This is a genomic window from Vibrio sp. H11 (genome assembly GCF_004804295.1).
Lineage (GTDB): Bacteria > Pseudomonadota > Gammaproteobacteria > Enterobacterales > Vibrionaceae > Vibrio > Vibrio ostreae.
The window spans coordinates 218,573-231,768 of record NZ_SSHN01000005.1 but is presented as its reverse complement, the minus strand read 5'-3'; the positions used below and the strand labels follow the sequence as shown (position 1 = coordinate 231,768).

Sequence of the window (13,196 nt, the reverse complement as noted above, 5' to 3'; positions counted from 1 at the left end):
AGCCAGGACTACGCTTTTGGGTCAATGGGACCCTCTTTACGCTCGGTTTGTTTCGGTTCTTCTGCCGTTTCTTTGGCTTTGGGTAACGGGATGCCGGAAAACAGAGCCACTTCATCGTGGAGTGTATTGATGTGCTCTTCCGTGAAGTGTGCCATCACGTACTGGTGCCGTTCATCCAAATTTGGCATATCCAAATCTTTCATGCCATAAGCCACTAATCGAGCGCGGGCCTGAAACGTGATTTTTCCGAATAAGTTGATAACCTTGGCCATCGCATCCAGATACTGCTGTTTTTCGCTTTCGGGTGCAGAATCATCCGGTTTAACCGGCATGGTTGGCTGCTCTAAGTTCGAGGTGTACTCGATATACTCATAACGCTCCAGCCCGGACAGCTGGGTCACGGTGACCGAGCCGTCACCGACAGGCACTGTTTTCTTGCTAAGGAATGAGGCCGTCATGCTTACGCCCCCGCATTAGCTTGTTGAACAATCAGGTCTTCCGCGATAATTGGCTTACCCACTTGCATGAATTTGACGGTGCGCGTCATTTTTTCATTGATGGTCACGGTTTTACCCAACTGGTTAATGTAACCGCGGAACGCATCGACTGCGCCATTGGGGTATTTGCTGCGATACACCGTGGTGACACCATTGTTCACATCAGCAATCAGTTTTTGCTGACCGAGTTCGCCAGGTTTCCATTCTAAAACCAGAGAGGTTTCGCCAGGCGTTTTCTGGCCCGGTGTGGTTTTGGTCCATTCCGCGTCATCGTCATCAAGACGGCTGTCGTCTTCATCGGCCACAGTGATTTCATTGGGCGTGATTTCTTTCAGGCCCGCCAGTTTTTCCCATTTATCATCCGCCAAGTAATCGGCATAAGTCAGAGAGGTTTCATCCTCCCCGTCTTTTAAACGCCAGAAGCCCGTTCCGGCACCTTTAATCGCTTTGGTAAGATCAGTGACTCCACTCATCGTTAAACCTCTTCGTTGTATTCCACGTTAAAAATAAGATCGAGCATGCCCCAAGGCTGCTCATCGTCCCGCACGTAATCAAAACCGCTTCGATTGCAGTTCTCCAGTAAACCGGAAGCATCGTAGTGCTGACCGATGGCCTTGAGGACTTTCGCGCCAATCGCATCCAAATCAGCATCCACATCCGTATCTGCAACCAGATACACCCGGATAACCATCTTGGCTGACCAGGTGATTTCGCTCAGTGAACTGGAGCCTAACTCTCCGTCCCCTAAGCTGACCGCGATGGCCGGTATATCTCCACCTTCGTCATAAACGCTGCTCTCAGGCACATTGATGTACGCCGGAAAGCCGTCAAAAAAGGTGGCTATCGTCGGCTCACCATCCGGCGGGTTCAGGTTGGATTTCAAGTCACTGATCACTTGCTGTCGTATCTGACGGTTAATTTCCACGGACGGCTCCTCGTCTCACAACCAAACGAACTTGCTGCTGCAGCGCGCTGTTCAGTTCTTTGGGCATATCGGATTTCATTAAGCGTGCACTGTGACGCTCAAACGCGCTGGTGATTTCAGCCGATACCGGCACCTTACACACCTGAATCGGATAACGGCGGTCACTGGTGCGCTGCATGATGTGCCAGCGGCCATTTTTCAATTGCTGGAGAAACGCGTTCTCAAACTTGTGGCGACCAACCACAATCGCGGTATTACCCGAGTGCGCGCGTTTGGCGAAACGGCCTCGCTCCCCGCGTACCGCACTGCTGACCAGCATTCGGCCCTTTTTACGCTTCACCTGCGTTCGGGCCGTGCCGATAGAAATAGCGGGTAAATCGTTTCGACGCACCCGCACATAAGCCACCGGGCGTTTAGCTGATGCCCGACGAACAGTGGCCCTTGGTTTGATGACTTTTTGCGTGACTTTGATGGCTTTAGCCGCATCCTTGATTGAGTGCACCACCGCCCTTGTGGCGACGCGGTTAATCGCCATCGCGCTGGCTCGCGGTACCGCAGATTTTTGCAAGCCAGCCAGGTTCTTAACCGCAAGGGCTAATTGATCATCAATCGCGCTCATAACACCACCACCGTCTCGCCGTCTTCATAGAAAGGGCCACTGGTTACTTTGGCTGTTTTCCCGCTGGCAACGAATTCGATCTGGTCATTCCGCTTCACCCGGACATTGTCCGTGCGGCGAAAAGCCAGACGACTGACCCGGCCAGACATAGCATCAAACTCGTTGAGGTTTTCGTCATAAATGGCCGTGACGGAGTCGCCGCCGTTTATCCGGACCTCAACACCCATGGTCTTATAAACGGCGTGGTCAGCGTCATCCATCAACCGATCGAACTCGCTATCAAACATGGTTAGCCCTTAATGCTGGCAACAAAAGCCGCAACACCGGCGTCAACCGCATCCACAGCGGCTTGCTCTTCCAAGTGTTTTTCCTGCCCCTGCAAAACGATTTCAATTTCACCGTGTGAACGGCACTGAAACGTTTTCTTCGCATAAATCAGAAGATCGCCGGTATCGTTTGTTTTGACTTCCGGAGCGTTACCCTCGTCTGTCAACACGGCGCCTTCAGCCAGCACGTTACCTTGGACCAACACAGACGTTTCAGCCGGTGCCGGATTATCTGACGTTGTGCTTTCCGGTGTTTTTTCACTGGCAGCATGGTTAACGTCAGGATCTGACGATGTGGCGGTCGTTCCTGATTGCTCATTCGTACCATCCCCTTCATCTGGCAAGAGTTCTTCCAGCTCATCAATGATGGTGTTGAGCTGCGCTTCCGTCGTTTTGTCGGTGTATTTTGGTTCGGTGATACCCAGCTCTTCGCAAAGCTCATCGATACGTTTTTGCAGGAGTTGTTTTTTAGTCATGGGACCTTCCAAAAAAAATGGGGCCATGGCCCCATTGTGATTGATTTAAACCGAGCGATTACTCGGCGACTTTCACCACGACGACGTGGTTCACGTCAATCATGTACATCGCGGGCGCCGATTCCGTTTTGGTGTAACGGATTTCCGGGTCACCGTTTTCGGTCCAGTCTTTAACATAGCGCTCGGCCACATCCACACCTTCGCGCTGCGCCGCCATATCTTGGATTTGACCGTACAGGCGAGCGCCGCGAACTGATGTGTTCCCCAAAATGAGGTGATAATCACGCTGCACTTTCTTGGTAGAACCATCACGCGCGGTGTACTCTTCGTTCACCACGATGATAGTGACATCGCCAATCTGACCTTTGATGCTGACGGTTTTACCCAGGTCTTTCAGTGCCGTTTCCAGTTCAGACGTTGAGCCGCGGCGCGTCTCCAGTTTTTCGTTGAACTTCTTGAATTTGCGCATCAACGCCCAGGTTTTCGGGTCACAAATCAGGGTGTTGGTCAAACCATCGGAATTTTCAGCCCACGTTTCAATGTCAACGCAAATATCGTAGGTCTCAAAGTCCTGATTAACCCACATCGCTTCACCAATCAGCGTGATGTTATTGCTGGCTCGGCGACCGGCGTCGATTTCATACGGCGTTTCGATGAACTCGCTGTCGATGATGGTTTTGCCGTCGTAAACCATCTCCGCACACATCAGCTCTTCACGGTCACGGATAGCTTGCTCTTCCATGTCCAGGTTTTGCATCACAATCGCTTCCTGGCGTTGACCGGCGCTCATTTCACCGGTGTATTTCTCGCCTGGGCGACGTTTCACCGCTTGGTTCGCGGTGACCTGGTGCTTGGATTTGACATAAGCAGGTTTGAACGAGGAGGTTTTGAAACCCTGATTGCGGTCAATGGCCGCGCCAATCATGGGTGAGCAGAACACCGCAATCTTGGTTTTATTCGGGATCATATCCAGATCGACTTTCTCCGTTTCAAACGTATAGCTTTCACGGAAAAAGAAGCGCTGGAAAAAGTTGTCACGACGAACACCGGCTTCATGAATTGCCATCAGTAATTCGCGTGTGGTGAAGTTATCTGCCATGTGGCTCTCTCTAATCAGAATTCAAAAAAAAGACGACGCTTACGCTTCGTCGTCTACATAAATGGCGGAGCCAAGAAACGCGGCGCGCTTGGCCTTGTCGGTATCGACCCCTTCCGGCCAGTTCACCGCACTGATACGAAAGCCGCCTTGCAGGTAAGCGGCTTGGCGCTGATCTGAGCCGTTGTCAGTGACCGGCTTTGCGGACATCACCAGGGCTTTACCCGGTGTGCCATCCCATGCCACCAATGTGGCAGCGTCCGTTGCATCCAGCATCAGAGGTGTCAACTTCGGAAAAGATTGGCCAGCTTTAATCAAAACGCGGCCGGTGACCGGGGCGCTCAGCAGCGAGTCGTCCGGGGTGTATTGAGGGAGTTCCATGCACTAGTCCTTAATCAATGCGTGAATAAGAAGCCGCCAGGCGGCTCGCGTTTTTCTGCTCTTCCGACGCAGCGCCGGTGCTGACATCCTGCGCCAGTGGGTCACCATGCTCAGCGCCGATTGCCGCCAGCGCAGCGTTGTTGCTGGTTGATGCGCCCGGACCGGCGACTGCCAGTAAGTTCTTCGCCATATCCACGGAAATATTGGCGTTCTTCGCCAGTTCCATCGCCAGCGCCGGGTTTGATTGAGCTTCCGGCAACGCCATGATGCCCATGCAGCGTTCACGCTCTTGGTTTGCCGCGTTTGCGGCCATGGCCGCAGCATCTTGCGACGGGGCAGAAGGTGAGGTTTCACCTGTATCAGCCGTGGCTTGTTGCTCTGGCTGTTGAGGGGTTGGTTGGGTTTCCGCTGGCAAGTCTGCCGAGGCGGAAGGGTTATTTGTTGCAACCGTCATAGCGGCTCCCATATCGACTGTTGTTGAATTTTTCTTGAAGTGTTCAGACATCATCTGAACTGCGTCCAGGCCGTTCACGACTTCATTGGCAAAGCCAATATCCACCGCGTCCTGCCCTTCATAGGTTTGAGCTTCGGTATTGAGGACCTGATTGACATCAATCCCCATATAACCGGCTGCTTTGCTGGCAAACATCTGACGATTCGCCTCCAGTTCTTTCTGCCACTTATCACGCACGTCATTTGGCAAGGCGGCGTAAGGATTGCCGTCTGCCTTGTGACTGCCTGCGGTGATGAGGGTGATTTCAATCCCCTCTTGCTCGAGCATCTTCTCGACGTTGGTGTGCGCCGCAATGACGCCCACCGACCCAGCCACACCGGTTTGAGTGATCAAACGGCGGGAGCAAGCAGAAGCAATCATCTGACCGGCGCTGCAGTGCATGTCGTAGCCCAATGACCAAATCGGTTTGATGCTGCGGTACTGAGCAATCTTGTCAGCCAGGTCAAAACACCCGGCGACCATGCCGCCTGGGGTGTCCATATCCAGCATGATGGCTTTCACGTCCGGGTCGTGCACCGCCTCAGTCAGTCGGTGCATGATGCCGTCATACCCGGTCATACCCGACACTGGTTGGATGTAGCCGTACTTATGCACCAGTGAGCCGCTGATTGGGATAACCGCAATGCCGTTGACGACCTGATAACTGCGGTCATTGGAGCGCCGTGAACTATAAGACGCAGCCTCTTTTTTCAGGTCCGCACTCATCAGGATGTTGCCATCCACATCAGTCAGCTTGTGAACATTGCCAAGGCGCTGGCTTAACGCCGAAAAGAACGTGCGCGCATAACCGGCTTCTAATGCTAACGGCCGGTTAAACGCCGCCGTGATTAAGTTAATGTGTGAGACGTTACTCATTACTTCCCTCGGTTTGGTTATCGGGTGCCAGAGCCTGCAATCGCATCCAGCTTGGTGGCGGCAAGCCTTGTTTTTTGCGCTCCGCCATTTCAGCGACCTGCTGCTCAAACACTTCCTGATAATCCTCACCCATCTGAGCCAGCTCTTTCTCGTAAGTGGATAGCCCGCTGTCGATTTTCAGCACCGCCTCTTTCACTTCTTTCAGGCCATCAATCGCCAGGCGACCAGAGCCAATCCAGTCCGATTTGGTCCAGGCATGGCGGCGCTCCCAAAATGAAAAACGCGCTTTGCGAGGTAAGGTGATGTATCCGCGCAGGATCATTTCTTCAAAAATGAGCGCAAAAATCTGGCTGGCGAATCGGTTGGCAATGATTTTTCGTCGCCCCATGAAGTAGCGCCATGAGTCGTTATGCGCAGCACGAATGGTGCTGTAGGACATCTGCGAGTAGTTGCGAGAAAGCTGAGCGTAATCAACACCGGTACCGGCTGCGATATAACGCAAAATGGATTGCTCTAACGCAGCGAATCCGTTGTCCGCATTTCCGGCACTGTGCAGGTTGATTTTATCGCCCGGCATCAGGTGGGGCAGTTTGACACCGTTGAACTTGATTTCGTTGGACGAGTAATACTCGCCGTACGTCATCAGCATTTTTTCGATGGCGCCATTTTGAGTGTCCGCACCAAACAGGAATTCCATTGCTTGGTCTGAGCCTAGCTCAGACTCAATGCTGGCCGCGTACATCGCATTCACAACCGCACGTTGCAGCGTGGTGTTTTGCAGCGTATCGAGCATTTTTAACTGCTCAAGGCTCGACATGAATCGGTTAACGCCGCGCGTTTGACCACCCTCGACCGGCTCGAAAATATGGATGAACCCGGCCCGGCCAGAACGGTTGGTCTTGGCAATGCGACGCCAGGTTTTAATCAGGCCAAAGTTATCGGCCCCTTCTTCGACGTAGAACGCGACGGGCGCGCCATGCCGGTTAAGCTCCACCCCGCCTCGGCGTTCGGGTTTGTCCATGGCATGGTTCGGGTTGGTCACCTTGCGTGGGGAAACCATGCGAATAGCGGTCGAGAACGGTGAGTGCCGGTCGGGTATCCACTCCGGCTTTGCCATGATGTCACCGGTCATGGCGTGAGTTTCCACGCCCTCCCGCATCATCATGGTGAACGTGCGGCGGCGCTCGGCATCAATAAAACAACTCGGGTCCTCGGCAATATCACGAAAGATGGCCTCCACCTCCTGCACAAACCCTTTGTCGGGCTTGATGCCAAGCAGGCGCCAGTTCGGTTTGTAACTCAGGCGAAATTCTGAGCCGATGATGTGGTCTTTGTGCAGCTGGATACCGTTGGCCGCGATGCCATTGTTACGCACCACATCATCGGTTCGGGCATTGGCCTGCTTCATGACCGGGAGTAAGGCCGCATCCGTGGATTTTGATGGTGGATTCCACCCTTTCAACTGTCCACCGAACCCGACCCCGCCAGCCCTGAACACCGATTCTCTGAGTGGTGTTTGACCATCTGCGGCCAGTAATTCGGTGTGTTTCATCAGAATCCCACTCCTGCTGGTCGGCGGCGGCGCGCATTGGTGATACCCAATTGAGATTTCAAATCGTCAATGTAAGCGCGTAGCTCATGGATGTTGGCCCGGTTGTAATCGACCCGGCGATCACCTCTCTGGACACTCACGGCCAGTGAGCCGGTTTGAAGCCGGTGATACGCGTTTTCCGCTTCAGCCAGCCTTTCTTGTAAAGTCATGATCCACCTTTAAGACGTGCCGCCAGTTCAGCGATGCTGCTGGCTTTTGGCGTTGATTTGACTGGCTCAGGAGCATCCAATACCAGTCCGAATTTTTGCACCAGGATATTTAGTGCGGCATAGGCGTAGTTCCAGCCATCCAGCGCTTCATCGTAGGCGTGATACTGTTTAACCCAGCGCCACACGCTGCGATTGTTCCTGTCGTATTCAAGTTTCTTGTTGGCAGAGCAGAGCTGCTTGAAAAACTCATCACCGGCAATCTCATCATCCAGCGGAAAGTGAACGCAGCCCGGCACGGGTTCGGTGCCATTCGGCATAATCGACAAACGACTGTATAGGCGTTGTTTAATGCCATCGGTACCGAGTCGGGTCAGATACACTTTCTTGGCGTTTTTCTTGCGAGGGAAGTTTTGAATCGGCTTGCCATATTGGTTTTCACCCTGAATGGGGATCACCCACATCACGCCATGGCGGCGGCTCATTTCATAAACGTCATCCGTTTTATGACCCATGGCATCCCAGCACCACAGCCGGACGTCCATCTCTTCGCCATTGCGCTTTTTATAGGTCCGGGTTAACACCGAACCAGCCGTGTTCTTTAAAGTTTGCGAGGACAAGTCGCCCAGCAAAACAATATGAGACACCAGCCAACACTCTTCACCTGCGCCCCATGCCCACACGAACATTTCAATACGGTCATCCTGGGTATCGATGCCGCCGGTCAGGACGATGGCCTGTTCCGGTACCGGGTTGTCCACTCGGTTACCGGACCACCAAATTTCGCGGCGGGATTTGAGCACATCCCATTCCAGCTTCTCACCGTTTTCACCTTCCCATAGCTCACCGAGAAACACATTCACAAACGTTTTTAACTTCGAGGGGTCTTTGTAACGGTTGAGATATTCCCGCACTAACCCGACCCAACCATCTGTCATGGTAGTGTTGTATGCGGCCCAGCAATGAATCCCTACACTTACCGGAACCGGGATAGGCTTATCGTCGCAATCAAAGAAATGCTCTCCATCCTGAGTCCAGGTTAAATCCTCCGCCTTCCAACGGCCCTTCAGTTCCATCGCTTTCAGCTGCGGATAATGGATTGCCTGATGACATTGGCAGCACTGGTAATAGGCAGTCCGAGCCTTAGCCTCAATGCTGTGCTGTGTGCTGTCCCACTTCATGCCATAGGGCGCGTCTTTGCTTCCCCATTCCAGCACCTGCTCACAATCGCAATAGGGGCAAGGTAGATAAAAACGGAAAGTGAGGTCCATCTCCATCATCAAGCGCTCAATGTGAGACTCGCCCGTATTGGTTGGTGTTGTCCCCCAGCGCTCCATCGGAAACGCTGCCCCTTCAAGACGGGTACGAGCCAACGAAATAGGATCGCCCTCTTTCCCCAGCTCCCAGTCCCAACCATCCACTTCATCGCCAAACAAAGCGGTTTTGGTTATCCGTCGCATGTTCTTGGGTGTTGCCGCTCCAAGAATGTCCAGAATCCATCCCAGCCCCACTTTCTTTTTGGTGGTGTTGTTTTGGTCTTTAGCGAACAAGTAAGGAAATATTTGCCGAATGATCGGCATGTCTGACCACGCACCGTCTATTTCATCGATGCAAAAGTTTTTGGCGTCGTCGTCCGTGGGCTGATAAATCACAGTGTTCGCTTTGTACTGATGCAGTAAACACGTCACCGCAGCAATCATCATTTTCGACCAACCGATACGCGCAGACTTCTGAAACGCCAGCCTGCGGATTGCCCGGTTACACATCATGTTCAGGATGGCAACCTGAAACGGTAACGTGACCCATGCTCCTTCTTCCTGCGATGAACCGGAAGCAAGCCGGTAATACTTGTTCGCCCACTCTGCGCCGCTAACTGGTGGCGTCTTCTTCAACACTGTTAAACCACGACGAACCGATTTCCGGATCGCTGTCAATGTAATCGGAGAGATCGGGTTGTACATCGGCACACTCATTACAGACCGCTATAATTTCCTCCTCCAGAACAGAGACCGCTTCTGGCGGCATGTCCAACCAGGACTTCTTCATCTTGGGGATCAAACTATCTAGGCGTGATCGGATTTGGGATGCCACCTGGCCAATGACATCGGGAATAATTTCTACTGGTGCGTAGAACTTTTCAAAGGTCAATCGCTTGGCCCGCATCATGGCGACGGTTTCGTCCAGCTTGTCGAGCTCGAGCTCTCGCTTTCGTTGCTCGTAGTGTTGGGGATCATTTTTCTTGTCGGTTTCCGCTTTTTGATCCGCACTTTTGGACTGTCTGAGGTATGCGTTATAGGCGTGATTGCAGACTAAAGGGTCCATGCCTCCACGACCTTTCGCCGCAGGCAAGATCCCTTGCTGGATAAGGTTTCTGACCTGTCTGTCGGATATTCCAAGAAGCTCGGCTATATCCGACTGCGTGAACTTTTTGTCTGGATTGAATAGCTGATTCATTCATGTTTTATAACCGGAAACCGGAAACCCCAAATTTGAAAAAAAATTTTAGCGAGCGACTTCGTGCGAGGCATAAACCCCGTGGTATTGCCAGATCGACGAAAGGACCCACTCTTTAACCACACGACTTCGCTCTAATGTGCTCACATAAGAACATGAACGTTCGAAAATTCTACGTCAGATCGTTGAATAGCTGAGGACAACACAACTCACGAACTCGCTGCTCTTCTTCAAGCAAACGTGGCTTTTCTTTCTTACGCTCATTCATCAACCGACTGCCGATCGTACCTTTCAGCTTTGAACGTGTGTCTTTAACCACAAACTGATTCATCGCTTCCTCACCCATCACCTGTCTTCCGCGCAGTTTCTCTGCCATCCAGTTGAAGGCTTGGATATAACTTTCTTTAACAGAAAATGCGACCTGACCAGTAAAGCCCATCACCAGCATAATCCACCCATCCTTGGTTATGGTGTACATTGGTCTCGACTTCCCTTGATCATCCAAGTAGTTAGCCAACGCAAAATTGCGTTCGCTGAATTCAGGGGAACAGTCATGAACTATTTGCCTGATTTTTCTCATCACATCACTATGACGTTTGATGAAATACTGAGCCACTTTAAGTGAGGTAGTAATAACCTCACCATCATTCACAATAACCATCTCGTTGAAGTCAAATGCTGGGAGTACATGGGTATTTGTCATTATCTTCACCTTATAGAAATGAGCCCCGTCGCCTAGAAATACCGCCCACAGAGAAAACGATATTCCTCCAGGGCTCATTTCTATAAGGCTCTGTGCGATTGCGCCAGGCGTGGCGCGGATACAAAAAAGCCCCTGCATAAGCAGAGGCTGAATGATTAACGGAATGTAAGACTGACTTCGCGTCTACCGAATAGCAAGGTCAGTTGCCATTGAATGGACGATCACTTCGGTGACTGCTTCCAATCATCAACCAGCTTCATCTTCACTGTCCTTCTCGTTGGCCGCTTCGATAGCCAGGTTCATTGCTTCGGTCAACTTGGCCTTGGCGCTTTTCATCTTGTCTTCATTGACCGTAGGTTGGCGGTCCATCCAGTTAAGAGCAGACTCAGACAGATGTTTCAATACGGATTCAAACTGGCGAATACTTAAATCTTTAGACATTTTGTTTCTCTTCGATTCATTGAAATAATCAGAGCTCTAACGAAAGCACTGACGGATTAACGCTAGCCAATGGTGCAAAGGCTAAAGGTCTTGATTAACCAGACGTCAGGCTGACTTCGTTTCTACCTAATGCATTGAGTATTAATGTAGTCCTGCAGATACTTCGTCTGCTGCAGGTTCTCAGCCATCATTCGTCGGAGACGTAGATAATCTTGTTCAGCTGCTTGGGTAAGTCGTGCGGCAGCTGCATCGCCCACGCTTCCGGTGCTGGTGGTATCGGGCACTGCGGTTGGACAATCTGCCTTGACGAACACCCGCTCAGGGCCAGTGCGCAGACGATCGCTGAGGCGGTCAATCTCTTCCGTTGCAGCTGATAGTTGTTCGGCATGCTCTACTCCGATTTGATTAAACGCGTTGATTTTCGCAACCTGCTTATTGTTCAGAGCAATCAGTGAATCACGCTGTTCGCTGACTTGGCTGAGTTTGAGCTCAGCGTTATGACGCTTTTGCCGTTCAATGACGAATAAGCTACTCGCGATGATAAGAGAAATGATGATCGTTCCGGAAACGATCAATTTCATGGTGGATGCAACTTGCATACTTCCTCCTCAACCTGCCTTCGGTTAATCAGGCCGTTCCATTTCTTGCCGCCGGCATACACCCAACGCTTAAGCTCATTACATGCGCCAACCAGGTCACCGGCGTTGAGACGCTTGAGTAATGTTGAACGTTTGAACGCCCCCACACCAACATTGAAAGTAAATGAGTACAGCGCAGCGCGGGTTGTGTCCGGGATAGTTGGCGGGATAAGCGGGTCTACCTGATGCTTAACAGCCAGCAGGTCTTGTTCAAGCAACGATTGACATTCTTGCTGCGTATAGACTTTGCCTTCAACGATGTCAGGACCGGTGTGCCCGAAGCATACCGTCAGGACACCAACCACATCATAATAAGGAACGTTCTCCTGTCCTTCGAATGGCTTAACCATTGAAACAGCAATTGTCAGAGCACTGGCGCCGGCAGCAGCTAAAACCTTTACCGTTTTGCTAATCCTGCTCATTGCCAAACTCCGCGTTGAATCGTTTCTTCTGCCAATGGTTGTTGATAAATGCCGTGAGTAACATACCCACCAAGGCGATCAAAACCATATATGCATCTGTCGATATTGAACCGAAAACGCCAATAGCGGTATTCCACCAGTACGACAGAGAACTAGAGACTTTTTCATTCATACGCATACCCACCCCCGACAGGAGTGTCCTGGTTGTTAGAGTGAGAAGAGAGGAAATTCAGGCACAAAAAAACCGCCTCGCGGGCGGTTTCAGTGGTTCAGGCACAAAAACCCAAACTAGGAATACATAGGCTAATATGACATCATTTTGTTTTCAAGCTCTTTTTTGAACATTGCTTGAGCACATTTTTCGTATCCCATCAGGATAGCTCGAATAGTCTCGATATGTTCTTGCCAGCGATTCCAATTCGTCTGATGGTATCGAGTACGCTTTTTTTTGAAACTGTCGCTATCAATTCCCTTTAGCTCACAGTCGTAATCCACCAGCAGAGATATGAGATGACCTTTGTCAGTCGGTGGGACATAACTCAAACCTTGATCAGAGCTTTCTACCGATGCGCCTGAGACTAACTCCAATGCAAAACCACCAGCAATGAGAGGTACAATAGTGGCGAACTTATCGAACGTCCGGCGCTGAATTAGCACATCATTAGAAATGCAGTTAGTGAGCACCCAATCGTTCATCAGAGTCGTAAGCAGCCGTTCCCGGTTTTGTTTCGAATTCCAACCCGGTGACGCATAGGCAAAGAAACACCAGTCAGCCAAGTGACGTTCTCGCTTCTCCATTCGCTCCAGAACAGCAAGTACTTTGGCACCATCCAGCTTTGAACCTATCTCACGGTCAGCTGCGCCAAAACCTCCTCCGCCAACACCTGAGTTATAGTTTGCTCTTACACCTTCGGTCGCTAATGCAATAGCTGCTGCCATTGGCCAACTTTCAATCTGAACCACTAAACCCACACATCACCTCTCTGACAAACCACTATTCAAAAGCACAGTCTATCTGAAGCTGAAACGAACTAACTGAAAGTTGTTGAGTGGTTCAGTGAAGACCATATTGAAAACAATGTTGGTAACGA

Annotated in this window: 19 protein-coding genes; all 19 read right to left on the bottom strand. The window is 51.3% G+C overall.

What is annotated here, in order from left to right:
* Positions 1-8 precede the first annotated feature (8 nt).
* Positions 9-458 (bottom strand): phage minor tail protein G, encoded by a 450-nt coding sequence (locus E6C74_RS10245; RefSeq protein ID WP_136484742.1) that lies wholly within the window; start codon positions 456-458, stop codon positions 9-11.
* Positions 459-460: 2 nt separating this feature from the next.
* Positions 461-970 carry a phage tail tube protein gene (locus E6C74_RS10240; protein WP_136484740.1) on the bottom strand — a complete coding sequence of 170 codons (510 nt, stop codon included), beginning with the start codon at positions 968-970 and terminating at the stop codon, positions 461-463.
* Between the two features lie 2 nt (positions 971-972).
* A complete protein-coding gene (gene gpU / locus E6C74_RS10235) occupies positions 973-1,422 on the bottom strand; it encodes a phage tail terminator protein (protein WP_136484738.1) in 450 nt (149 codons plus the stop codon).
* Positions 1,412-2,041 (bottom strand): phage tail protein, encoded by a 630-nt coding sequence (locus E6C74_RS10230; protein ID WP_136484736.1) that lies wholly within the window; start codon positions 2,039-2,041, stop codon positions 1,412-1,414. Before E6C74_RS10230 ends, gpU begins: the two co-directional genes overlap by 11 nt.
* Complete coding sequence (locus E6C74_RS10225) at positions 2,038-2,328, bottom strand: hypothetical protein (protein ID WP_136484734.1); 291 nt, start codon at positions 2,326-2,328, stop codon at positions 2,038-2,040. The genes E6C74_RS10230 and E6C74_RS10225 overlap by 4 nt, the downstream gene beginning before the upstream one ends.
* A gap of 2 nt (positions 2,329-2,330) precedes the next feature.
* The gene (locus E6C74_RS10220) at positions 2,331-2,843 is read right to left on the bottom strand and encodes a hypothetical protein (protein WP_136484732.1); all 513 of its coding nucleotides are present in this window, start codon (positions 2,841-2,843) and stop codon (positions 2,331-2,333) included.
* A 58-nt stretch (positions 2,844-2,901) separates the two neighbouring features.
* On the bottom strand, positions 2,902-3,942 hold the full coding sequence (locus E6C74_RS10215) for a major capsid protein (protein WP_136484730.1): 1,041 nt from the start codon (positions 3,940-3,942) through the stop codon (positions 2,902-2,904).
* A gap of 39 nt (positions 3,943-3,981) precedes the next feature.
* The gene (locus E6C74_RS10210; protein ID WP_136484727.1) at positions 3,982-4,320 is read right to left on the bottom strand and encodes a head decoration protein; all 339 of its coding nucleotides are present in this window, start codon (positions 4,318-4,320) and stop codon (positions 3,982-3,984) included.
* Between the two features lie 10 nt (positions 4,321-4,330).
* On the bottom strand, positions 4,331-5,689 hold the full coding sequence (locus tag E6C74_RS10205) for a S49 family peptidase (protein ID WP_136484719.1): 1,359 nt from the start codon (positions 5,687-5,689) through the stop codon (positions 4,331-4,333).
* Positions 5,682-7,241: a phage portal protein gene (locus E6C74_RS10200; protein WP_136484717.1), complete on the bottom strand. Its 1,560-nt coding sequence runs from the start codon at positions 7,239-7,241 to the stop codon at positions 5,682-5,684. Before E6C74_RS10200 ends, E6C74_RS10205 begins: the two co-directional genes overlap by 8 nt.
* The gene (gene gpW / locus E6C74_RS10195; RefSeq protein WP_136484715.1) at positions 7,241-7,450 is read right to left on the bottom strand and encodes a gpW family head-tail joining protein; all 210 of its coding nucleotides are present in this window, start codon (positions 7,448-7,450) and stop codon (positions 7,241-7,243) included. The genes E6C74_RS10200 and gpW overlap by 1 nt, the downstream gene beginning before the upstream one ends.
* Entirely contained in the window at positions 7,447-9,342 is a 1,896-nt protein-coding gene (locus tag E6C74_RS10190) for a terminase gpA endonuclease subunit (protein ID WP_240798168.1), read from the bottom strand. The genes gpW and E6C74_RS10190 overlap by 4 nt, the downstream gene beginning before the upstream one ends.
* Positions 9,317-9,901, bottom strand: a complete 585-nt coding sequence (locus E6C74_RS10185) for a helix-turn-helix domain-containing protein (RefSeq protein ID WP_136484711.1) — start codon at positions 9,899-9,901, stop codon at positions 9,317-9,319. Before E6C74_RS10185 ends, E6C74_RS10190 begins: the two co-directional genes overlap by 26 nt.
* A 172-nt stretch (positions 9,902-10,073) precedes the next feature.
* Positions 10,074-10,604, bottom strand: coding sequence for a Rha family transcriptional regulator (locus tag E6C74_RS10180; protein WP_136484709.1), 531 nt, complete (start codon positions 10,602-10,604; stop codon positions 10,074-10,076).
* 246 nt (positions 10,605-10,850) lie between these two features.
* Entirely contained in the window at positions 10,851-11,045 is a 195-nt protein-coding gene (locus E6C74_RS10175; RefSeq protein ID WP_136484707.1) for a hypothetical protein, read from the bottom strand.
* Positions 11,046-11,167: 122 nt separating this feature from the next.
* Complete coding sequence (locus E6C74_RS10170) at positions 11,168-11,644, bottom strand: lysis protein (protein WP_240798167.1); 477 nt, start codon at positions 11,642-11,644, stop codon at positions 11,168-11,170.
* Complete coding sequence (locus E6C74_RS10165; protein ID WP_136484705.1) at positions 11,623-12,105, bottom strand: lysozyme; 483 nt, start codon at positions 12,103-12,105, stop codon at positions 11,623-11,625. Before E6C74_RS10165 ends, E6C74_RS10170 begins: the two co-directional genes overlap by 22 nt.
* A complete protein-coding gene (locus E6C74_RS10160) occupies positions 12,092-12,277 on the bottom strand; it encodes a hypothetical protein (RefSeq protein ID WP_240798166.1) in 186 nt (61 codons plus the stop codon). The genes E6C74_RS10165 and E6C74_RS10160 overlap by 14 nt, the downstream gene beginning before the upstream one ends.
* Before the next feature lie 131 nt (positions 12,278-12,408).
* Positions 12,409-13,077, bottom strand: coding sequence for a hypothetical protein (locus E6C74_RS10155; protein WP_136484700.1), 669 nt, complete (start codon positions 13,075-13,077; stop codon positions 12,409-12,411).
* Between the last annotated feature and the right edge of the window lie 119 nt (positions 13,078-13,196).